A 21,651-nucleotide genomic window follows, 5' to 3' on the forward strand; every position below is an offset into this window, starting at 1 on the left:
ACTGATGGCTGCAGCTCCGCGTCGCGGCGCCGGCGGCGGTGGTGAGCGGCGTGACCGTCGCGACGATCGCCGCGGTGGTGCCGCAGACAAGGGCGTCTCGTACATCGAGCGCGTCGTGAAGATCAACCGGGTGGCCAAGGTCGTCAAGGGCGGCCGGCGCTTCAGCTTCACCGCCCTGGTCGTCGTCGGCGACGGCAACGGCCTGGTCGGTGTCGGCTACGGCAAGGCCAAGGAGGTGCCCGCGGCGATCGCCAAGGGTGTCGAAGAGGCCAAGAAGCACTTCTTCAAGGTGCCGCGCATCCAGGGCACCATCCCGCACACCTCGCAGGGCGAGGACGCCGCGGGTGTCGTGCTGCTGCGTCCGGCGTCCGCCGGTACCGGTGTCATCGCCGGCGGCCCGGTGCGCGCCGTGCTGGAGTGCGCCGGCATCCACGACGTGCTGTCGAAGTCGCTCGGCTCCGACAACCCGATCAACATCGTCCACGCCACCGTGGCGGCTCTGAAGGGCCTCAGCAGGCCCGAGGAGATCGCGGCGCGCCGTGGGCTCCCGATCGAGCACGTGGCCCCCGTACGCATGCTCAAGGCCCGCGCCGAGGGCATCGCCGAGGCCGCGGCAGCCGCCAAGGCGGTGAGCTGACCGATGGCGCGTCTTCGGATCACCCAGGTCCGGTCCAAGATCGGTGGCAAGCAGAACCAGCGCGACTCGCTTCGCTCGCTGGGCCTGAAGCGGATCGGCGACGTCGTCGTCAAGGAGGACCGCCCCGAGGTCAGGGGACAGGTCGCCAAGGTGACGCACCTCGTCGTGGTTGAAGAGGTCGAATAGTCATGGCTAACGCAGAGAACAACGAGCGTCCGCTCGGTATCCACGACCTGCGGCCGGCCAAGGGAGCCAACCGCGCCAAGGTCCGCAAGGGCCGCGGCGAGGCCTCCAAGGGCAAGACCGCCGGTCGTGGCACCAAGGGCACCAAGTCCCGTTCCAAGGTCCCTCTCGGCTTCGAGGGCGGCCAGGTTCCGCTCCAGCGGCGGCTGCCGAAGCTCAAGGGCTTCTCCAACGCGCTGTTCAAGACGACCTATCAGGTCGTGAACCTGGACAAGCTCGGCGAGCTGTTCCCCGACGGCGGAGACGTCACGGTGGACACCCTCGTGGAGCGTGGCGCGGTACGCAAGAACCAGCCGGTGAAGGTCCTGGGAACCGGCGACATCTCGGTGGCGTTGAACGTGCGAGCGCACGCTTTCTCCGCCTCCGCGAAAGACAAGATCGCTGCGGCCGGTGGCTCCGTCACCGAGTTGTAGGCGGTGCAGTGCGAGGCGCGGAGGATCACTGTGAGCCTCCGCGCCCGTAGTGCGTTAGAGTGCGCTGGACAGAGGGGCTGTCCAGGGTTCATTGATCAGAGATGTGCCGATGGATCACTCCCAGACCTTCGCTGACCCAAACCGCCTGAAAGGCGCGCAGGAGGGGCCGTGCTGACCGCGATTACCCGGGCGTTCCGTACGCCCGACCTGCGCAACAAACTGCTGTTCACGCTAGGAATCATCGCGTTGTTCCGGCTGGGCTCGGTGCTTCCGACGCCCGGCGTGCACACGACCAACGTCGAGCAGTGCTTGAAAGAGGCGCAGGCGAGCGACGCCGCCAACATCTACGGCATGGTGCAGTTGTTCAGCGGTGGCGCACTGCTGAAACTTTCCGTGTTCGCACTCGGAATCATGCCGTACATCACCGCGAGCATCATCCTTCAGTTGCTCACCGTGGTGATCCCGCGCCTGGAGGCCCTGAAGAAGGAGGGGCAGGCCGGTAACGCCAAGATCACGCAGTACACGCGTTACCTGACCATCGGCCTCGCGGTCCTCCAGTCGACCGCGTTCGTCGCGCTGGCCCGCACCGGGCAGCTCTTCCCGAACTGCCGCCAGTCCGTCCTGGTGAACCAGGACGTCTTCACCATCGTGACCATGGTCATCACCATGACCGCCGGCACCTCGGTGATCATGTGGCTCGGTGAGCTCATCACCGACCGCGGCGTCGGCAACGGCATGTCGATCCTGATCTTCACTCAGGTCATCGCCGTCTTCCCGTCCGAGCTGCTGAACATCTTCCGCCAGAACGCCTTCACCTTCGTCGTGGTGATGGTGGTCGGAGTGTTCATGATCGCGGCGGTCGTGTTCGTGGAACAGGCGCAACGCCGCATTCCCGTGCAGTACGCCAAGCGCATGGTGGGACGCCGCATGTACGGCGGCACGTCCACCTACATCCCGCTGAAGGTGAACCAGGCGGGCATCATCCCCGTCATCTTCGCCTCCTCGCTGCTGTACCTCCCGCAGCTCGTGGTGTCGCTCTTCGGCCAGCAGCAGAACCCGAACGCCGTCGTCGAGTGGCTGGCGCAGAACCTCGTCACCGGCGACCACCCGGTGTACATGATCACGTTCTTCGTGCTGATCATCTTCTTCACGTACTTCTACGTGTCCATCACCTTCAACCCCGTTGAAGTCGCGGACAACATGAAGAAGTACGGTGGATTCATCCCAGGCATCCGTCCGGGACGGCCGACCGCCGAGTACCTCAGCTACGTGCTCATGCGGTTGACCGCCCCCGGCTCGCTCTACCTCGGCCTGATCTCCATGGTCCCGATCATCGCTCTGGCGGTGGCGGGTGCGAGCCAGAACTTCCCGTTCGGAGGCACGAGCATTCTGATCATGGTTGGAGTTGGGCTGGACACCGTGAAGCAGATCGAGAGCCAGCTGCAGCAGCGGAACTACGAGGGCTTCCTCAAGTAGTGCGCCTCGTCCTGGTCGGGCCCCCCGGAGCGGGCAAGGGGACACAGGCCCAGTTCATCGCATCGAACCTGTCCATCCCGAAGATTTCGACAGGTGACATCTTCCGTGCCAACGTGTCGGGCGGCACGGAACTCGGCAAGCTTGCCAAGGAGTACATGGACCGTGGAGACCTCGTGCCCGACGAGGTCACCATCGCCATGGTCCGCGACCGCCTCGCGAAGCCGGACGCGCAGGAGGGCTTCCTGCTGGACGGCTTCCCGCGGAACGTGCCGCAGGCGCAGACGCTGAACAAGATGCTGGCCGAGTTCGGCACCTCGCTCGATCTCGTCCTCGAGCTCGTCGTCGACGACGAGGAGGTCGTACGGCGGCTGGCGGGGCGCCGCACCTGCCGTTCCTGCGGCAAGGTGTGGCACGTGGTGTTCGATCCCTCCTCCAAGGAGGGGGTGTGCGATGTCTGCGGTGGCCAGTTGTTCCAGCGCGACGACGACCGCGAGGAGACGATCCGCCACCGGCTGGTCGTCTACCAACAGCAGACCGCGCCGCTGATCTCGTTCTACGCCGACGAGGGCATCCTGCACGGGGTGGACGCGACCGGCCCGGTGGAGGAGATCACGCAGCGCGCGATGCAGGTCCTGCGTCGTTTCGCCGACTGATCGAGTTCGCCGGCAGACAGAGAAGTTCGTTGGCCTACGCCACTTCTGGGGTGATACTCCAGGGGTGGCGTTCGCCGTGTTGGGGGACAATCGGGGGAATCGCGACGCCTGCCCAGCCGTTGAACCCGCCCAGGGGGTGCCACTTCAGTGTTCAAGAAGAACAAGCACGGAATCCAGGTCAAGACGCCTGAGCAGCTCGGCAAGATGCGGGCCGCGGGTCTGGTGGTCGGACGCACGCTCGAACTGCTGCGGACGTCGGCGCGTCCCGGCATGACTCCGCTGGACCTGGACGCCATCGCCGAGAAGGCCATCCGCGACGAAGGCGCCGTGCCGTCCTTCAAGGGCTATCAGGGCTTTCCCGCGACCATCTGCGCGTCGGTCAACGACGAGGTGGTCCACGGCATCCCGGGGGACCACCGGCCGCTGCGCGAGGGCGACATCCTGTCCATCGACTGCGGTGCCATCCTCGACGGCTGGCACGGCGACTCGGCCATCACCGTGGCCGTCGGCGAGGTCGACCCGGCGCTCACCGAGCTGATGCGCGTCACCGAGGAGGCCATGTGGCGCGGCATCGCGGCCCTGGCCGTCGGCCGGCACCTGTCGGACGTCGGGCACGCGGTCGAGAAGTACGTGCGCTCTCAGGGCCGTTACGGCATCCCGCACGAGTACGGCGGCCACGGCATCGGCACCGAGATGCACATGGACCCGTGGGTGGCCAACCACGGCAAGCCCGGCCGGGGTCCGAAGCTGGAGGCCGGCATGTGCTTCGCCATCGAGCCGATGGTGAACCTCGGCACCGAGCGCACCAGGGTGCTCGCCGACGACTGGACCGTCGTCACCGTCGACGGCAAGCCCTCGGCGCACTTCGAGCACAGCGTCGCCGTGACCGATAATGGGCCTTGGGTGCTTACTGCCCTTGACGGGGGAGAGGCACGGCTCACCGAGTTGCTGGGAGGGCGAGCCGGTTCCTGAGGCGCGGCGGGTCGTCAGGCCCGCGTCGCCTGTCTTGGGGACGGTCGCATGCGCGTCAGGGAGTTGAGGTGTGATGGCGGCGGCACCGGAGATGCGGGCGTCGGACGGCGACCGGGACAGGGTGGCCGGTGAGCTGCGCGAGCACGCCGCGCAGGGCAGGCTCACCATGGAGGAGTTCAGCGAGCGGCTGGAGCTGGTCTACCAGAGCCGCACGTACGGCGAGCTGCAGAGGATCACCTCCGACCTGCCGAGCACCGACCTCGCCGCCACGCCGGCGAAGGCCGAGGCGCCGGCGCGGGCCGGCCGTGACGACGCCGTTCGCAAAGGGCTCAAGGCCGCCTGGGGGTCGTGGGCCATGGTGGTGGCGATCTGCACGGTCATCTACCTGATGACCAGCCCTGGCGACTACTTCTGGCCCATGTGGGTCGGGGGGCCGTGGGGGGTGATCCTGCTCATCGGCTCGATCTTCGGCTTCGACATGAGTCATCATCCTCCGAACAAGGAACAGTGATTTCGAAGCGTCCTAATGTGTCGTTGTGCACGTTCGGCGGTGAGTGTGTATTCGTACGCAGATCGGTGGGTCACGGCTTCCTAATGTGAGCGCTGTCCGGAAACGAGCGGCACCGCTCACCGGGCACGGGGAACCGTCCTCGATTCCCGAGGACGCTCGCAACCAGGAGGAACCGTGCGAAACCTTCGCAACCTGCTCGTCAGCACCGCCCTCGCCGGGTCGCTGGCGGCGGGGCTCGCCGCCGTCACCGCTCCCGCCGCCTCGGCGTCGGCCGCGGGGACGAGCGGCACCGCCGCGGCGCAGTCCTCGCGCCACTTCTTCGGCCCGATCCACTCCCGCTTCGGCAGGGGCGAGGACTCCGGCGACCGGTCGTACTTCAAGGGCTACTGGACCAAGTCGGACGGCCGTTACTGGTTCTACGGCAGCCTGTTCGACCGCGACCACGACCGTGACTACAGCTACGTGTGGTTCCGCTGGCACGACGACCGCGGCTTCCACACCAAGTACTACAAGACGTTCGGCCGGCTGAACTTCAGCAAGTTCGGCGGCTTCCGCAAGAGCGACGGCTTCGACGACTTCGACATCCGTGTGTGCGAGGGCGACGACCGCTTCGACGACTGCGGTGGCTACAAGGACGTCTTCTAGACCTGGAGGAGGGTCCACCGTCCGGTCTCCGCGAGGGGGTGTCGGACGCGGGGGTGAGATTTGGGGATCAGAGCGGGCGCTCGGGGGAGCGTCCGCTCTTTCTCCTTTTCACAGGCAATGGACACAGGCTTTACCACTCATGGCCAGTTTCCCGGTTTGTAGCCGGGTAGCTGATCTGTAGCGGAGGGGAGTGATGAGCACGCGCCCGTCCGACCGGCGGTGTCGGCGGAACCGTACGGCGGGCGGGCGCGTACCCCTGTGCCGGAGCATGGAGATCCACGTCGCCGGCCGGATCTGGGGTAGCATGGAGGCCGGTTGTGTCCGGACAAGCGCCAGGCGTTTCGCAATTCCTCGCCGGTTGTCGTACACTCCTTTGTCGGTTCACTATGACCATCGCGTGTCGTGCGGCCCTGTGAGCGCCGCTCTCTCTTCGCGCGTGGTCGCGGCTGCGTAGTGTTCCGAGACCTCAGACGACCGATCAGTGAAACGCGAGGGACATGGCCAAGAAGGACGGCGCCATCGAGATCGAGGGCACTGTGGTGGAGTCGCTCCCGAACGCGATGTTCCGGGTGCAGCTCGACAACGGCCATAAGGTCCTGGCCCACATCAGCGGACGGATGCGGATGCACTACATCCGGATTCTTCCCGACGACAGGGTGGTCGTCGAACTGAGCCCCTACGACCTGAGTCGTGGGCGGATCGTCTACCGCTACAAGTAAGCCCCCTTACCGGCGGCGAGGAAGACCTGCCAGGCCGTGCTCCGCGCGGCGACGGCGGGTCCTACCAGGCCGGTGGGCGGGCCGTCTGAGGAATGACTAAGGACTATGAAGGTCAAGCCGAGCGTCAAGAAGATCTGCGACAAGTGCAAGGTGATCCGCCGGCACGGTCGCGTCATGGTGATCTGCGACAACCTGCGCCACAAGCAGCGCCAGGGCTGATCGCCCCCGGGCCGGCCCGCCTCTTCGACGGCGGCGACTGACCCGGCCGACATGTAAACGCGCATCACATCCGCGCAGGCGGCTCCGGCCGTACCACGTGGACGACCCCCGGTCGGAGGCCGGGGCCCTCACCCCGGGCATGGGGAGGGGTAGTGACGCGCAGGACCTCCGCCACACGAAGGAGAATGCCCGACCATGGCTCGCCTGGTTGGCGTCGACCTCCCCCGCGACAAGCGGCTGGAGATCGCTCTCACGTACATCTACGGAATCGGCCGCAGCCGCGCTGTGGAGATCCTCAACGCGACCGGCATCAGCGGGGACCTCCGGGTGCACCAGCTCAGCGACACCGAGCTGGTCCCGCTGCGCGACTACATCGAGGCCACCTTCAAGATCGAGGGTGACCTGCGCCGTGAGGTGCAGGCCGACATTCGTCGCAAGATCGAGATCGGCTGCTATCAGGGCATCCGGCACCGCCGCGGCCTTCCTGTGCACGGTCAGCGCACGCAGACCAACGCGCGTACCCGCAAGGGCAAGAAGAAGACCGTGGCCGGCAAGAAGAAGCCCGGCAAGAAGTAGTCCGCGCAGCAGGACCGACCACCTCAGGAGATTTGGCTACATGCCTCCGAAGAGCCGCCAGGCCGCACCGAAGAAGGTGCGCCGCAAGGAGAAGAAGAACGTCGCTCACGGGCACGCCCACATCAAGAGCACGTTCAACAACACGATCGTCTCGATCACCGACCCCAGCGGGAACGTGATCTCCTGGGCCAGTGCCGGCCACGTCGGGTTCAAGGGCTCCCGCAAGTCCACCCCGTTCGCCGCGCAGATGGCCGCCGAGAACGCCGCCCGCCGCGCCATGGAGCACGGCATGCGCAAGGTCGATGTGTTCGTCAAGGGCCCGGGCTCCGGTCGCGAGACCGCCATCCGGTCCCTGCAGGCCACCGGCCTGGAGGTGGGGTCCATCCAGGACGTCACCCCCGTTCCCCACAACGGCTGCCGTCCGCCCAAGCGCCGTCGCGTCTGAGGCCAGGAGATACAGAAGATATGGCTCGTTACACCGGAGCGGACTGCAAGCTGTGCCGGCGAGAGAAGACCAAGCTCTTCCTCAAGGGCACCAAGTGCGAGTCCCCGAAGTGCCCCATCGAGATCCGTCCCTACCCGCCGGGCGAGCACGGCCGCGGCCGGCCCAAGGAGTCGGAGTACCAGCTTCAGCTTCGTGAGAAGCAGAAGACCCGCCGCATCTACGGCATTCTCGAGCGGCAGTTCCGCAACTACTACGAAGAGGCCAACCGCCGGACCGGCAAGACCGGCGAGAACCTCCTCCAGATCCTGGAGAGCCGCCTGGACAACGTCGTGTTCCGGGCCGGCCTCGCCGTGTCCCGCGACGCGGCCCGCCAGCAGGTGCGCCACGGTCACATCCTCGTGAACGGCAAGAAGGTCGACATCCCCTCCTACCGGGTGCGGGAGCACGACATCATCGAGGTCCGCGAGAAGTCGCGCAACCTCATGCCGTACGAGGTGGCCCGGGCCACCGCGGGCGACCGCACCGTCCCGGCCTGGCTCGGCGTCGTGCCGGACAAGCTGAGGGTCCTGGTGCACCAGCTCCCGGTCCGCCAGCAGATCGACACGCAGGTCCAGGAGCAGCTGATCGTCGAGCTCTACTCCAAGTAGCGGCTCGAAGCGCCTCACGCCGTACGGCCCGTATCCTGGGCCGTACGGCACAGGCGATGAAGTACCCAGACGCGGTGGTCAAATAGCGGGCCCCGCGGAACAAAGGGGAGACCTACATGCTGATCGCACAGCGCCCGTCCCTCGTCGAGGAGTCGATCGAGGAGACCCGCTCCCGGTTCGTGATCGAGCCGCTGGAGCCCGGCTTCGGCTACACCATCGGCAACTCTCTGCGGCGCACGCTGCTGTCCTCCATCCCGGGGGCGGCCGTCACCAGCATCCGCATCGAGGGCGTGCTGCACGAGTTCTCGACCGTTCCCGGGGTCAAGGAAGACGTCACCGACATCATCCTCAACCTCAAGGCGCTGGTCGTCTCCTCCGAGCACGACGAGCCGGTCGTGATGTACCTCCGCAAGCAGGGTCCCGGTGAGGTCACCGCCGCCGACATCGCGCCGCCGGCCGGTGTCGAGGTGCACAACCCCGACCTGCACATCGCCACGCTGAACGGCAAGGCGAAGCTCGAGATGGAGCTCACGGTCGAGCGCGGCCGTGGTTACGTCTCCGCCGCGCAGAACAAGCAGCCCGGCCAGGAGATCGGCCGCGTGCCGGTCGACTCGATCTACTCGCCGGTGCTCAAGGTCACCTACAAGGTCGAGGCGACCCGAGTCGAGCAGCGCACCGACTTCGACCGCCTGATCCTGGACGTCGAGACCAAGCCGTCGATGAAGCCCCGCGACGCGGTGGCCTCCGCCGGCAAGACCCTGGTCGAGCTGTTCGGCCTGGCCCGCGAGCTGAACGTCGAGGCCGAGGGCATCGACATCGGCCCGTCGCCGACGGACGCGGCGCTCGCCGCCGACCTGGCGCTGCCGATCGAGGAGCTCAACCTCACCGTCCGCTCGTACAACTGCCTCAAGCGCGAAGGCATCCACACCGTCGGCGAGCTGGTCGCGCGCAGCGAGCAGGACCTGCTGGACATCCGTAACTTCGGTGCCAAGTCCATCGAAGAGGTCAAGCAGAAGCTGCACGAGATGTCGCTCGCGCTCAAGGACTCGCCTCCCGGGTTCGACCCGAGCGCCGTCGCCGGTGGCGACTACGACGACGACGACGCGCGTTACGTCGAGACCGAGCAGTACTGACCGGGCTCACCACCCGCCTTTTTTAGAACGGGGGCCACGAATCCGCGGGTTCGGTGGCCCCCGGCCCGACCCCGGTACCTGATACGGCCGGAGCGGGTTATCCCAAAGGAGAACGAACATGCCCAAGCCCGCCAAGGGCGCTCGCCTCGGTGGCAGCCCCGCGCACGAGCGGCTCATCCTGGCGAACCTCGCCACGCAGCTGTTCCAGCACGGCAAGATCCGCACCACCCAGGCCAAGGCCAAGCGCCTCCGGCCGCTCGCCGAGCGTCTGATCACCAAGGCGAAGAAGGGCGACATCCACAACCGTCGCCAGGTCCTCACCGTGGTCAAGGACAAGGGCGTCGTCCACCACCTCTTCACCGAGATCGCTCCCACCTTCGCGGAGCGTCCCGGCGGCTACACCCGCATCACCAAGCTGGGCCCCCGTCGCGGTGACAACGCCCCCATGGCCGTGATCGAGCTCGTCTCCGAGCCCCTGAACGCCACCACCACGACCCGCAAGGCCCCGGCCGCCCCGGCTCCGGCTCCCGCCGAGGAGGTCGTCGAACTCCCCGAGTCCGACGCCCCCGCCGACGAGACCACCGACGGCACCGAGCCCACCGCGACCGACAGCACCCCCGCGGACAAGGACTCCACCCCCGCGGACAAGAAGGACGAGTCCTGACCCACCGCACCACCGTTCCACAGCGGGCCCGCCCCACCTCGAGGTGAGGCGGGCCCGTTCGTTTGCCCCGATGGCGCGTCGACCCTCACCAGCCGGCCACACGGATCGAAGATGGGGAGAACGTCGAGGACCGGTCCACCCGTGGCGAATCTCCGTACGGCGATCGCGCGAGCGACGACCGCTCGGCCGTCCAGATCTCCCTATGGTGATCGTGTGGTCCGGAGGTGTGGAGGCCGGCGGCCACGGATCCGGTCCTCGAGCTCCTCGTCCGGTGGCGGGTGGGGTGGCCGGCGGCGACCGGTTCGGACGGCGGGATCCACGTACGGTGAGTGCGAGGAGGTGAGGACGGGAGATGGGAGAGGAGACGGCGGTGACTACAGACGTCCCTACGGGGGCAGACGTGGTGCGGGTTCGGCTCGATCTGGCGTATGAGGGGACCGAGTTCTCCGGGTGGGCACGGCAGCCGAACCGGCGGACGGTGCAAGGGGAACTCGAGGCGGCACTCGCCAGGGTGCTGCGGCTGAATCCCGGTCCTTCTCTGACGGTCGCCGGCCGTACCGACGCCGGCGTGCATGCCCGCGGCCAGGTCGCGCACGTCGACCTCCCCCGCGCGGCCCTCGCCGCGGTGGAACGGCGGGCCGACCAGGGCCGGCTGACGACCGCTGAGCGGCTCCTGGCACTCGGTCGCCGCCTCGCCGGTGTTCTGCCCCTCGACGTCCGGGTCCACGCCGTCACCGAGCCGCCTGAAGGCTTCGACGCGCGTTTCTCCGCCCTGTGGCGGCGCTACGTGTACCGGGTCTGCGACGCTCCGGGTGGTGTGGACCCGCTGCGCCGCCGCGAAGTCCTCTGGTACCCGCGTCCCCTGGACGTCGCCGCCATGAACACCGCCGCCGCCGGCCTGCTCGGTGAACACGACTTCGCCGCCTTCTGCAAACGCCGCGACGGTGCCACGACCATCCGCGAACTCCAGCACCTCGACTGGACCCGCACCCCCGACGGACTCCTGTCGGCCACCGTGATCGCCGACGCCTTCTGCCACTCCATGGTCCGAGCCCTCGTAGGCTCCCTCCTGGCCGTAGGCGAATCCCTGCGACCCCCCCACTGGCCCGCCACCGTCCTGACCTCCGGCACCCGCGACTCCGGCGTCAACGTAGCCCCCGCCCACGGCCTCTGCCTGGAAGAAGTCCACTACCCACCCCCCGACCAACTCCTCCCCCGAACCCACCTCACCCGCCGCCTCCGCACCCTGACCCGGCCCACATGACGCTCCGCTTGTCCGGGAGGGAACGAGGTGAGAGGAGGTCGCGTAGCCGGATCGGGGAGAGATCGGCGCACGCTGTTCGTCGTCGGAAGGGTGTCGGAAGGCGCCGGCGCGGTGGGACGTGGTGCGGTGAATTCGGCGCCGTTCGCGGCGTGCCGCGTGTTCTTGGGTCGGTGTGACGAGGGCTTGGACGGTGCCGACGTGGTGGGGTGAATTCGGCGTCGTTCCGCGGTGATCGGCCGGGGGCCGCGCCGAGCGTTTTGGCGTCGGCGCGGTGGGGGTGGGTTACTTGGTCAGGCGTTTCTCCAGGACGGTGGCTGTCTGGTCGCGGAGGGCGCCGCTTACGGGGGCCAGGTCTTTTTCCTGTTTGGTGGGGGTGTGGCCGTCGCTGTAGGTGGCGAAGCTGAAGACGATGTAGCGGCCCCAGACCAGGCCGGCCGCGTAGCCGCCGGAGATGTCGGCCTTGTTGGCTCCGCTGCTTGCTGGGCCGGCGAGGCCGCGGAACCAGATCGTCTTGGCCAGGTTCTTCTTCTGGTCGGCGGCGACCGCGGCCTCCTTGGTGGGGAAGACCGCGATGCCAGTCGTGATCGCGTACTTCTTTCTGGCGTCGACGTATGTGGCGCGTAGCACGCGGCTGCACTTCTGTTTCTTGAGTGCGGCGGCGAACACGCCTGCGGCGACCTTGTCGCACTTGGCGGTGATGTCGGCCTTGACCCGCAGGTAGGTACGGCCGTTGATCACCACGCGTTGGCGTGGGAAGGCCTCTTTGAGGGTCAGTTTGCGTGGGTCGCTCTGCTCGGAGTCCAGCATCGTGGTCTCGACCGGCGCGGGTTCGGCAGGCACCGTGTTCTCGGGTTCCGGGATCTGCGGGTCGACGGAGGGAATCGGCGGCGGCAGGGTCAGCGAGTCACTGGGCTTCGAGTAGGTCTGATAGCCGAACCACGCCGCTGTGCCGAGTGCCGCGACCGCCACCGCGAGTCCTGCCGCGAGGACTGTCCTCTTCCGCGTCTTGCGCTGCGGTGGGGGGACCGGCGTGCCGGTCGACACCGGCACCAAGGCTCCTGGCGGTACGAACGGCGGACGCTCGACGACTCCCGACGATCCCTCGGTGGTCCCAGGCGGCCACTTCACGGCCCCGGTCGACCGCTCCGCGGCTCCGGTCGACCGTGCCGTGATCACGGTCGGCCGTTCCGTGGTTCCGGTCGGCCGTTCCGTGGTTCCGGCCGGCCGTTCCACGGTTCCGGACGGTCTATCACCGCTTCCTGGCCCACCGGTGCCGATGGCGCCGCCGAACGGCTCGCCGGCCGTCGTACCGGCGGGTGCTGCTCCGTGACCGGCCGTCCTGGCAGGCGGCACGGTGCCTGAGGAAGGGCTGGACGCGGAGGCGGGGCTGTTCGGCTTCAGAGGGGTGGTGCGTGTGGTGGGGGTGATGAGGCTGGTGGGGTCGATCGGGTCGCCGGTGACGATGGCCGGCCCCGGTCCCGGCGAACCGGTGGCGGGTGTGGGGGCTGGACCGGCTGGGGTCCCGGTCGTCATGCCGGTGGTGGGAGGGATCGCCGCACTGGTTCCGGGGGACGCGCCGGTGGCTGCCGGGGTGGGGTTGGTCGGTGAAGGTCCGGCGGATGTGGTGGCGGGAGGTGCGGCGGATGTGGGGCCGACGGCGCTTGTCCCAGGGGTGGGGCCGCCGGGAGTGGCCCCGGATGCGGGGCCGACGGGGCTTGTTCCGAGGGTGGAGTCGCCAGGGGTTGTTCCCGGTGTTGAGGTGCCGGGGACGGCGGTGGCGGGAGGGCCGGAGGGGATCGAGTCAGTGGGATTCGCGCTCGCCGGTGTCTTGGCGGGGTGGGACGAGGGAGAAGTGTTCGGCGGCGTGGCCGGGGCCGGTGTGGACAGGGGGTCCAGGCTTCGGGGGGCGGGGGGAAGCGGGGTGCCGGGTGGCCTGGGGGGAGGTAGCAGGGTTCCGGTCAGTGGTCGCGCGTCCGTGGGGCCGGAGGGCTTCGCGGTCTTGGACGGGCCGGACGGCTGTTCATCGCCGGTCAGGCCGGGGGGCCGTCCAGTGCCTTCGGGGCCGGAGGGCTGACCGGTGCTTGAGGGGCCGAACGATTGTCCGGTGCTTGGGGGGCCAAGTGGTTGTCCGGCGGTTGTGGGGCCGGATGGTTGTCCCGAGCCCGCAGGAGCGGAAGGAACTCTGGTGCTTGTGGGGCTCGGTGGCTGTCCACCGGCTGTGGACGAGTGGCCGGCCGGGGAGGCCGGTCCTGGGGTGTCCGAGGCTCGGTCGTCGTCGCGACGGCGATTGTCCTTGGTGGGGGAGGCAGGTGAGGAGGACAGGGCCGTACTGGTCAGGGGGGCCGGAGGCAGCGGTGTGCCGGGTGCGGGACGGCCGGTGCGGGAGGGGTCCCGGGTGGGACGAGCGGTGCGGGCCGAGTCCGGGGCCGGGGGGCCGGTGACGCCTGAGCCGGGGACGGCCGGGCCGGTGGGAGGGCTGGAACCCTGTGGTGGTGACGTGGCGTCGGTGGCGGAACCACCTCCGGACGCCGGCCCGCTCGGCTCGGTGAAGTGGCGGGAGGTCAGCCCAGGCAAGGTCACCGGTGCCGGAGGAAGGGGAGTGCCCGGGGCCCGGTGCGAGGCCGGTCCCTGGGCCGTGGTGCGTTCCTGTCGGCCGGTGTCGGGTGCGGGAGGCCGGACGGTGGACTCGGGACGCGGCGGCGTGGCTGGTGGCTTCTGGCCCTGGCCGGAGCCGGGAGCGAGATCGGCCGGGCCCGGAGGGACGGCGTCGGGGCCCGGGGGGCGCGGGGCCGGGATGTTCGGGGTCGGCTCAGGCGGAGGAGAGGGAGGCGGGATCGTGGGGGACGGCTCCGGCTGCGGAGGCACAGGAGGCGGAGGGGGGACCGGTGAGGACGTCACGGACGCGGACCCGGAGGACGCGCCCCAGGCCGCCGGAGGCGAGAGGGGGACCGACGGCGTCACCGGAGTCGCGGTACCGGAAGCGGGTGCGGCCGGCGCCGGTGCGCCGGGGGGCGGCGTGGACGGTGGGTCTGTCGCCGGTGGGGTGAGGGGGGACGCCGGCGCGGGTGACGGTGCGGCGGAGAGGAGGTCGCCGGTGGTGGGCCGGGCCGTCGGCGGGGGTGGGGCCGGAGGCCCCTCGGGGGGTGTCGGCGGCCAGACCGGGATGTCGCCGTACGGCGGGAGGTTTCGGTTCCGTACCTGACTGGTCGGTGGCTCCGCCGGAGAGGACGGTGAAGCGTCCTGAGGTGGTGCGGCGTGTGGCGGTGACCACAGAGCGTCCTGGGGGACGGGGAGGGGGAGATCGGGGGTGGACGGCGCGTTCCCGGCTGTGTGGAGCGCGTCCTTCGGCGGCGATGACGGCTGAGGGGGCATGCCGGGAAGAGGGGGTGCGTCGTGCGGGTAGAGCGGCGCGTCCTGGGGGCCGGCGTGGGACGGCGGGTTCTGGCGCAGGTACGGGGTGTCGCGGAGCTGGTATCGCGTGTCCTGCGCCGGAGAGGACGTGGGGGTGTCCTGCTGAGGGCTGTACGGAGCGGGGGGACGGCCGTACGAGGCGGAAAGCGGCGGGTCGTACGGCGCGGTGAGGGACTCGTACGGCGCGGTCAGCGGGTCGGGCTGAGGCGCGCGCGCAGGTGCGTCCTGGCCGTACGGCGCGTCCTTGGTGGCCGCGGCGCCGAACGGATCCCAGGGGGCCGGTCCGGGGTCCGCGACCGGCGCGGGGGGAGGTGACGCGACCGGTGCGGGGAGCGGCCACCGGACGTCCTGCGGTGACGGCGGGACGGCGTCGGAGGGCCGGTAGGGGGGTTGCGGCGGAGGGACGGTGCCGCTTCCCCAGGTCACGTCGCGGTCCGTCCCGGAGGCTGTGTCAGAGTGCCGGTAGGTGCCGGGTGAGCCCGGAGCGGGGTGCGGGGCCGTGAACCACTCGTTCTCAGTGGGGAAACGCTCGTCCGGTGCCCAGGGTTGCGCGTCGGCGCCGAAGCTGAAGTCCGTCCCGGGGCGTGTGGCGCCGGGGGAGCCCGCACCGGGAGTGGATGCCGGCGTGGAGCCCGCAGGCGGGGTGTGTGGAGCCGAGGTGGTGGGGAGGGTCCAGTCGGGGCCGATGCCTTGAGCCGGCGAGGGGCCGGCGAGGTCGGCCGGGGCCGGAGTGGCGCCGGACAGTTGGCCGGGGCCGGCGGGGGATGCGGTGGGAGGCCAAGGAGGCGGTACGGGCCGGTTGGAGGCCGGAGTGGCGCCAGAGGGGTGGCCGGGGCCGGCAGGTGACGCGGTGGGGGGGCCGGGAGGCTGGTCGGGGGCCGGCTCACGGAACCAGGTGGAGGTTCCTGAGGTCGGCTGGTCCGCTCTGGTCTGCTCGGGCTGCGGCACGGAGGGATGCGCCTGGCCGAAGCTCGGGGGTGGCATCGCCGGAGCCCCGGAGCCCTCGGACTGGCGGTCGTGTTCGGAGCCGGAATCCTGGCCACGCATACGCGGAAGCGTATCCAGAGTCGAGGACCGGCATACCGCTATGGGTGTTTCCCGGTCTAGGTTCCCGTCCGATTTGTCGGCATAAGTAGACAAATAGACGGATTTCGGGGAAGAGGTTCGCTGGATTTCAACGGCCACCGTCATGAGGAGCCTGCAAGGAGCCGTGCCGTGCTCCTTGGCCTTGGAGCCGGATCGTGCACCGGTGCCATGCCGTCCGGCACCTCCGGGGGCTCCGTTCCGCCAGGCACCGGCTGTACAAAAGCTCAGCCTTCCTGCCTGCCTGGTGGCGATGACGGCTGGGGACCTGATCCGTCATGTCCACTACCGGGACGTGGCCGTATGTCGGCGGCGGAGACGGTCGCACGGGAACGGATGCGGCGTCGGAGGGAGACACACGTGGCAGGGGTCGGCAGACCACAGGCGCGACGGTGGGGAGGGGTCAGCTTGTGCGCGCTCCGGTGAGGACCCGGGTGTCCAGGGCCGGGAAGATGGTGGCCTCGGTGATGTCGATGGCGGCGCGGTTGAGGCGCTTGAGTTCGGTCTTGGTGGGCTTGTGGCCGTCCTTGTACTGGAACCACAGGAGGATCAGGTAGTGCCCCTGGGACCAGGCGATGGCGTAGGAGTCGGTGCCGCTGCCGAGGAGCTTGGTGGCGGGGTCCTTGCCTTGGAGGGGGTTGACGTAGTCCTCCAGCTCGCCGCCGCGGCCGGTCTTGCCGGCTTTGGCGGCCGCGGCGGCGGTGCGCAGGTTGGCCACGCCGACCGTGCCGATGAGGGTGCTGGAGGAGTCGCGGAAACTGGCTCTGAGGAGCTGGGTGCAGCCGCCTGAGGCCAGGGCCTTCTGCAGTGCGGTGCCGTGGACGGCGTCCTTGCACTTCTTGTCGGCGCGGCGCACGGTCATGTGGTAGTCGCGGCCCTTGGCGGTGATCTTCTTGCGGCCGAACAGCTCGTTCAGGGTCAGCGGCTGGGGGTCGGTCTTGCGGGACGCGGTGTAGCCGTCCTTGTTGTCGGCCCCGACCACGATCGGCACCTGGTTGGCGGGACGGGGGGTCGTGGCCGGCGCGGCGGGGGTGTCGCCGCCGCTGGTGATGATCACGGCGGCGCCGCCCGCGGCGAGCAGCGCGGCCACGCCGCCCGCGAGGACCATCGGGAGCTTGGAACGGCGGCGCGGCTCCTCGGGCTCGCTGCGGTACTCACGCATCGGTGGCTGCGCCTTGCCGCCGTCGCCGCGACGACCTGACGAGCCGCCGGCGGCCTTGCCTCCACGCGTCCCGGCGGCCGCGGACTCGCCGAAACCCGTGCCGCCGCGTGGTCCGGCCGCCGTGGACTCGCCGAAGGCGGAGAAGCCGCCGCGTGTCCCGGACGCCGGGGGGTCGCCGAGGTCGCCGGTGGTGGTCCGCGGGCCGGAGGTGGTCTCGGCGGCGGTCGGCGCGGCGAACGGGCCGCGGCGCGTGGTCTGCTCCTGGCCGGCTCCGCGTACCGCCTGGAAGGGGTCGGTGGGGGTGCGCAGCGTGTCGGAGGAGCCGGTGCGCTGCTCCTGGAAGTGCTGGTCGGTGCGGGACTCGGCGAACGGCCTGCTCGGCGCCTGCCGCGCCGTGAACGAGCTTTCCTGCCCTGGCTCGGCCGCGGGAACGGCCGGCGCCGCCCACGCCGCGAACGGGTCGGGGGCCTGCGGCCCTGCCGCACCCGCCCTCGCCGGGAACGGGCCGGTGCCGGGGGACCGGACCGGAAGACCTTCCGCGGGCCGGGGGCCGGAGGGCCCGCTCTCCGGGGACCGCCGCGGGCCCTCCAGAGGTCGCGCCGCCGCGTCCTCACCGAAGTCGCGTCCGGCTCCGAACGACGACGCCTGGAACTCCCCGGTCCCGAACGGCCCGCGCGACGGCGGCAACGGGCCGGAGGTCTGCGCGGGTGAACCGCCGCTCTCCGGCGATCCGCCACCCGGCAGGCCCGCGAAGGAACCGGTGCCGGTGGATCCGCCGGACCGCGACCCGGTGCCGAAGGCGTCGAAACCGGAGGACGTCTCTGTCTGGGCCTGTTCCGTCTGGGCCTGCGCGGCCTCGGCACGGCGCCGTCGCTCCTCCATGCGGCTCAGCGGCCGGCGCGTCTCGCCGGGCCGCGCGGAGGACGGCCCTGAGCTGGACGGCGACCACGCCGACCACGGCGAGGGCTCGCCGGAGGAGGAGCCGGACGGCGACGGGTCAGGGGTGGCGGACGCGCTGGGCCAGGGGTCGGCGGGACCGGTGGACGACTCCTCGCCCTCAGGGGTGGGCGGGGGTTCGTACGGGCGGTACGGCTGGCGGCGCGGCGGCTGTTCCCCGGGGTAACCCATGCGCCGAGACTAACCCGGCGGCGCGACCGGACAGGTCAGGAATAGCCGAAGTCCTGGGTCCACCATATGTCGCCGCCGCCGTACGCGACGCCGACGCCGACCGTGGTGATCTGGCAGTTCAGGATGTTGCGGCGGTGCCCCGCGTTGGCCATCCAGCCGCGCACCGTCTCCTCGGCCGACGCGTAGCCGCGCGCGATGTTCTCGGCCGCGCTGTTGGAGTAGCCGGCGCGCGCCATGCGCTGCCACGGCGTGACGCCTTGCGGGGAGTTGTGGTCGAAGTACCCCTTGGCGGCCATGTCGCGGCTGTGTGCTCGCGCGGACCTGGTGAGGCGGCCGTCCACCCGCAGGGGAGCGCAGCCGCGCCGCGTGCGTTCCTGGTTGGTGAGCCGGACGGCCGCGGCCTCCAGCTGCGCGGGTGGCAGCCCCTCCGCGCCGGGGGAGCCGTCGCCGCCGGTGCCGCTCGCGGTGCCGACCCTGGTGCCGGACGTGCCGCCGGAGCCTGAGCCGTCGATGACGTTGGAGGGCTTGTCGTCGGTGCCGCGCGGTGTGTGGGAAGCGACGCTGTGCGGCCGGCCGGTGTGCTGCGTCTCGGGCCGGGCCACGGGGGCGAGCGGCGGCCGCGTGTCGGCGGGCTCGGGTGCCGCCAGCAGACGGCTGCTCGCGGGTGCCGGTGTGGCGGGCTGGAGGTAGAGATCACGCGGTACCTCTCGGGCCGGGTTCAGCCAGGAGATCGTGATCGCGCCGAACAGGAAGCCGGCCAGGCACGCCAACAGACCCACATGGGTCCGGCGACGGGGAAACCGCTGGGTATGCCGGAGATGGAAGCGCTGGCACATACCGCTGTCAAATATAGAGAGGTTGTCCAATGTTAAAGAAGAGACACGGGTTACCGGTTTCGCCGGACACTCGCCGGACGGGCCGTACACTGGACGAGCAGGCCCCGGGCAGGCGGTCCGTTTTGACCGGCACCCGCTCCGGCCGGTAGTCTGCTCATTTGTTGTGTGCGGATCGGTCCGTCGAGACCGGTGTGCGGCGCGTCCGGCGTCATCTCCCGTTGTGTGGAGACGGAAGGTCTGGGCCGTCGTGTGCCCGCCCATGACCTCCGTGATCGATTGCCGAACCCGACCAGAAGGCTTACCACCGTGCGCACGTTCACCCCTAAGGCCACCGACGTCGAACGTCAGTGGTACGTCATCGACGCCACCGACGTGGTGCTGGGTCGGCTGGCCACCCATGTCGCGACGTTGCTCCGCGGTAAGCACAAGCCGATCTTCGCGCCGCACGTCGACACCGGTGACTTCGTCATCGTCATCAACGCCGACAAGGTGACTCTGACCGGCAACAAGCTCGAGCAGAAGAAGGCGTACCGCCACTCCGGCTACCCCGGTGGCCTCCGCGCGGTCCCCTACAGCGAGCTGATGGAGAAGCGTCCGGACCGGGCCGTCGAGAAGGCCGTCAAGGGCATGCTTCCCAAGAATGCTCTCGGCCGCAGGATGGCCAAGAAGCTCAAGGTGTACGCCGGTTCCGAGCACCCGCACGCGGCTCAGCGTCCGGTGCCGTTCGAGCTCACCAAGACCGCCCAGTAGCCGCACCGTCGGCCGACGGCTGACGTAAAGATCGAAAGTTAGAGGAGAACCGTGGCTGAGCCCACCGGTGTCGAGACGCCCTTCGAGGGCGAAGTGGACATCACGGACAGCTCTGAGGAGTTCCCGTCCGAGTACACCACCGAGTCCGCTCCCGCCGGCGACGCCCCCGCGCGCAAGCCCATCACCACGGGCAACTCGTACGGGACCGGCCGTCGTAAGGAGGCGGTCGCCCGGGTGCGCATCGTGCCGGGCACCGGCAAGTGGACCATCAACGGCCGCTCGCTGGACAACTACTTCCCGAACAAGGTCCACCAGCAGATCGTCAACGAGCCGTTCGTGACGCTCGGCGCCGAGGACCAGTTCGACGTCTTCGCGCGCATCGACGGCGGCGGCGTGACCGGCCAGGCCGGCGCGCTGCGCATGGGCCTCGCCCGCGCGTTGACCGCGCTGGACACCGAGGTCAACCGGCCGCCGCTGAAGAAGGCAGGCTTCCTGACCCGTGACGCGCGGGAGAAGGAGCGCAAGAAGTACGGCCTCAAGAAGGCCCGTAAGGCTCCTCAGTACAGCAAGCGTTGACGGGCCGTCTGTTCGGCACCGACGGCGTCCGTGGGGTCGCGGGCCGCGACCTCACGGCGGAGCTGGCCATGGACCTCTCGGTCGCGGCCGCTCATGTCCTCGGTGATGCCGGTGCGTTCGAGTCGAGCGTCGGGCGGCGTGGCCGCCCGGTCGCCGTCGTGGGCCGGGACCCGCGTGCCTCGGGGGAGTTCCTCGAGGCCGCCGTGGTCGCCGGCCTCGCGTCGTCGGGTGTGGACGTGCTGCGCCTCGGCGTGCTCCCCACTCCCGCGGTCGCGCACCTGACCTCGGCCCTCGGCGCCGACCTCGGCGTCATGTTGTCCGCGTCGCACAACCCGGCGCCGGACAACGGCATCAAGTTCTTCGCGCGCGGCGGCTTCAAGCTGCCGGACGCGGTGGAGAACGACATCGAGCAGCGGCTCGGTGAGAAGTGGAACCGGCCGGTCGGCGCCGCGGTCGGCCGCGTTCGTGACGCGTTCGGCGAGGCGGACCGCTACGTGTCGCACCTGCTGACGTCCCTGCCGGGACGGCTGGACGGCATGCGGGTCGTGCTGGACTGCGCGCACGGCGCCGCGCACATGGTGGCGCCGGAGGCGTTGCTGCGCGCGGGTGCGGTGGTGGAGACCATCGGCGCGTCGCCTGACGGTCTCAACATCAACGAGGGTGTGGGCTCCACCCATCTCGACGGGCTGCGTGCCGCGGTCGTCGAGTCCGGCGCCGACGCCGGCATCGCCTACGACGGCGACGCCGACCGCTGCCTCGCGATCACCTCGTCGGGCCAGGTGGTGGACGGCGACCAGATCATGCTGGTCCTGGCGCTCGCCATGCACGACGCCGGCACTCTCGCCAAGGACACCGTGGTGGCGACCGTGATGTCCAACCTCGGCTTCAAGCTCGCTCTGCGCAAGGCCGGTCTCGGCATGGTCGAGACGGCGGTCGGCGACCGTTACGTCCTTGAGGCGATGCGGGAGAACGGCTACAACTTCGGCGGTGAGCAGTCCGGGCATGTGGTGATGCTCGACCACGCCACCACAGGGGACGGCCTGCTCACCTCGCTCCACCTGCTCGCGCAGGTGACCCGGTCCGGCCGTCCGCTCGACGAGCTGGCGTCGGCGATGTCACGCCTGCCGCAGGTGCTGGTGAACGTCAGGGACGTCTCCAAGGCCAAGGCGGCGGCGTCCGGTGAGCTGGCCGCCGCGGTGGCGGAGGTGGAACGCTCCCTCGGCGACACCGGCCGGGTGCTGATCCGTCCGAGCGGCACCGAGCCGATGGTGCGCGTGATGGTGGAGGCCGAGTCCGAGGAGGAGGCCGAGCGCCTCGCGGGTCATCTGGCCGAGGTGGTGCGCAGGACCTGCGGCTGACCGTCGCGACGAGATGTCACGCGGCCGGGCCCGGAGTCATCCGGGCCCGGCTGTTTCTCTTTCTCCGCGTGGTCGTCCGGTCAGGTGCGAGGAACGTCCCTGTTCTCGTCGTGGACGCCACACCGCGCCA

22 protein-coding genes are annotated in these 21,651 nt (G+C 69.9%); 19 read left to right on the plus strand and 3 right to left on the minus strand.

From position 1 onward, the window contains the following. Positions 1 to 4 precede the first annotated feature (4 nt). From rpsE to truA, 16 genes are all read left to right on the plus strand, one after another. Positions 5 to 637, plus strand: coding sequence for a 30S ribosomal protein S5 (rpsE, locus tag BJ992_RS06250; protein WP_184978982.1), 633 nt, complete (start codon positions 5 to 7; stop codon positions 635 to 637). Between the two features lie 3 nt (positions 638 to 640). Further along, positions 641 to 823 carry a 50S ribosomal protein L30 gene (gene rpmD / locus BJ992_RS06255; RefSeq protein WP_184978983.1) on the plus strand — a complete coding sequence of 61 codons (183 nt, stop codon included), beginning with the start codon at positions 641 to 643 and terminating at the stop codon, positions 821 to 823. A 2-nt stretch (positions 824 to 825) separates the two neighbouring features. Continuing rightward, the gene (rplO, locus tag BJ992_RS06260; protein WP_184978984.1) at positions 826 to 1,293 is read left to right on the plus strand and encodes a 50S ribosomal protein L15; all 468 of its coding nucleotides are present in this window, start codon (positions 826 to 828) and stop codon (positions 1,291 to 1,293) included. A gap of 168 nt (positions 1,294 to 1,461) precedes the next feature. Beyond that, a complete protein-coding gene (gene secY, locus BJ992_RS06265) occupies positions 1,462 to 2,769 on the plus strand; it encodes a preprotein translocase subunit SecY (RefSeq protein WP_184978985.1) in 1,308 nt (435 codons plus the stop codon). Then, positions 2,769 to 3,422, plus strand: a complete 654-nt coding sequence (locus tag BJ992_RS06270) for an adenylate kinase (RefSeq protein WP_184978986.1) — start codon at positions 2,769 to 2,771, stop codon at positions 3,420 to 3,422. Before secY ends, BJ992_RS06270 begins: the two co-directional genes overlap by 1 nt. A gap of 147 nt (positions 3,423 to 3,569) precedes the next feature. Next, on the plus strand, positions 3,570 to 4,394 hold the full coding sequence (gene map / locus BJ992_RS06275; protein ID WP_184978987.1) for a type I methionyl aminopeptidase: 825 nt from the start codon (positions 3,570 to 3,572) through the stop codon (positions 4,392 to 4,394). Between the two features lie 73 nt (positions 4,395 to 4,467). Then, entirely contained in the window at positions 4,468 to 4,905 is a 438-nt protein-coding gene (locus BJ992_RS06280; protein WP_184978988.1) for a DUF1707 domain-containing protein, read from the plus strand. A gap of 174 nt (positions 4,906 to 5,079) precedes the next feature. Next, a complete protein-coding gene (locus BJ992_RS06285; protein WP_184978989.1) occupies positions 5,080 to 5,550 on the plus strand; it encodes a hypothetical protein in 471 nt (156 codons plus the stop codon). 497 nt (positions 5,551 to 6,047) lie between these two features. After that, positions 6,048 to 6,269: a translation initiation factor IF-1 gene (gene infA, locus BJ992_RS06290; RefSeq protein ID WP_012887858.1), complete on the plus strand. Its 222-nt coding sequence runs from the start codon at positions 6,048 to 6,050 to the stop codon at positions 6,267 to 6,269. A 105-nt stretch (positions 6,270 to 6,374) separates the two neighbouring features. Continuing rightward, a complete protein-coding gene (rpmJ, locus tag BJ992_RS06295; protein ID WP_003956441.1) occupies positions 6,375 to 6,488 on the plus strand; it encodes a 50S ribosomal protein L36 in 114 nt (37 codons plus the stop codon). Positions 6,489 to 6,683: 195 nt separating this feature from the next. Next, positions 6,684 to 7,064, plus strand: coding sequence for a 30S ribosomal protein S13 (gene rpsM, locus BJ992_RS06300; RefSeq protein ID WP_184978990.1), 381 nt, complete (start codon positions 6,684 to 6,686; stop codon positions 7,062 to 7,064). A gap of 40 nt (positions 7,065 to 7,104) precedes the next feature. Beyond that, positions 7,105 to 7,509: a 30S ribosomal protein S11 gene (rpsK, locus tag BJ992_RS06305; protein WP_184978991.1), complete on the plus strand. Its 405-nt coding sequence runs from the start codon at positions 7,105 to 7,107 to the stop codon at positions 7,507 to 7,509. A 20-nt stretch (positions 7,510 to 7,529) separates the two neighbouring features. After that, a complete protein-coding gene (rpsD, locus tag BJ992_RS06310; protein WP_184978992.1) occupies positions 7,530 to 8,156 on the plus strand; it encodes a 30S ribosomal protein S4 in 627 nt (208 codons plus the stop codon). 116 nt (positions 8,157 to 8,272) lie between these two features. Beyond that, a complete protein-coding gene (locus BJ992_RS06315; RefSeq protein WP_184978993.1) occupies positions 8,273 to 9,289 on the plus strand; it encodes a DNA-directed RNA polymerase subunit alpha in 1,017 nt (338 codons plus the stop codon). A 118-nt stretch (positions 9,290 to 9,407) separates the two neighbouring features. Beyond that, positions 9,408 to 9,953 carry a 50S ribosomal protein L17 gene (rplQ, locus tag BJ992_RS06320; RefSeq protein ID WP_184978994.1) on the plus strand — a complete coding sequence of 182 codons (546 nt, stop codon included), beginning with the start codon at positions 9,408 to 9,410 and terminating at the stop codon, positions 9,951 to 9,953. Positions 9,954 to 10,305: 352 nt separating this feature from the next. Then, positions 10,306 to 11,217, plus strand: a complete 912-nt coding sequence (gene truA / locus BJ992_RS06325; RefSeq protein ID WP_184978995.1) for a tRNA pseudouridine(38-40) synthase TruA — start codon at positions 10,306 to 10,308, stop codon at positions 11,215 to 11,217. Between the two features lie 282 nt (positions 11,218 to 11,499). On the opposite strand, the gene BJ992_RS06330 is transcribed toward truA, so the two are convergent. From BJ992_RS06330 to BJ992_RS06340, 3 genes are all read right to left on the minus strand, one after another. Beyond that, positions 11,500 to 15,675 carry a hypothetical protein gene (locus tag BJ992_RS06330; RefSeq protein ID WP_184978996.1) on the minus strand — a complete coding sequence of 1,392 codons (4,176 nt, stop codon included), beginning with the start codon at positions 15,673 to 15,675 and terminating at the stop codon, positions 11,500 to 11,502. Between the two features lie 439 nt (positions 15,676 to 16,114). Beyond that, a complete protein-coding gene (locus tag BJ992_RS06335) occupies positions 16,115 to 18,001 on the minus strand; it encodes a hypothetical protein (protein ID WP_184978997.1) in 1,887 nt (628 codons plus the stop codon). Between the two features lie 35 nt (positions 18,002 to 18,036). After that, positions 18,037 to 18,780 carry a CAP domain-containing protein gene (locus BJ992_RS06340; RefSeq protein WP_184978998.1) on the minus strand — a complete coding sequence of 248 codons (744 nt, stop codon included), beginning with the start codon at positions 18,778 to 18,780 and terminating at the stop codon, positions 18,037 to 18,039. A gap of 363 nt (positions 18,781 to 19,143) precedes the next feature. Between BJ992_RS06340 and rplM the strand changes: the two genes are divergently transcribed. From rplM to glmM, 3 genes are read left to right on the plus strand one after another with little or no spacing between them, the layout of a single operon-like run. Then, positions 19,144 to 19,587, plus strand: coding sequence for a 50S ribosomal protein L13 (rplM, locus tag BJ992_RS06345; RefSeq protein ID WP_184978999.1), 444 nt, complete (start codon positions 19,144 to 19,146; stop codon positions 19,585 to 19,587). Between the two features lie 51 nt (positions 19,588 to 19,638). Then, the gene (gene rpsI / locus BJ992_RS06350; protein ID WP_184979000.1) at positions 19,639 to 20,163 is read left to right on the plus strand and encodes a 30S ribosomal protein S9; all 525 of its coding nucleotides are present in this window, start codon (positions 19,639 to 19,641) and stop codon (positions 20,161 to 20,163) included. Then, the gene (glmM, locus tag BJ992_RS06355; RefSeq protein ID WP_184979001.1) at positions 20,160 to 21,521 is read left to right on the plus strand and encodes a phosphoglucosamine mutase; all 1,362 of its coding nucleotides are present in this window, start codon (positions 20,160 to 20,162) and stop codon (positions 21,519 to 21,521) included. The genes rpsI and glmM overlap by 4 nt, the downstream gene beginning before the upstream one ends. Positions 21,522 to 21,651: the final 130 nt, after the last annotated feature.

The organism is Sphaerisporangium rubeum (genome assembly GCF_014207705.1).
GTDB lineage: Bacteria > Actinomycetota > Actinomycetes > Streptosporangiales > Streptosporangiaceae > Sphaerisporangium > Sphaerisporangium rubeum.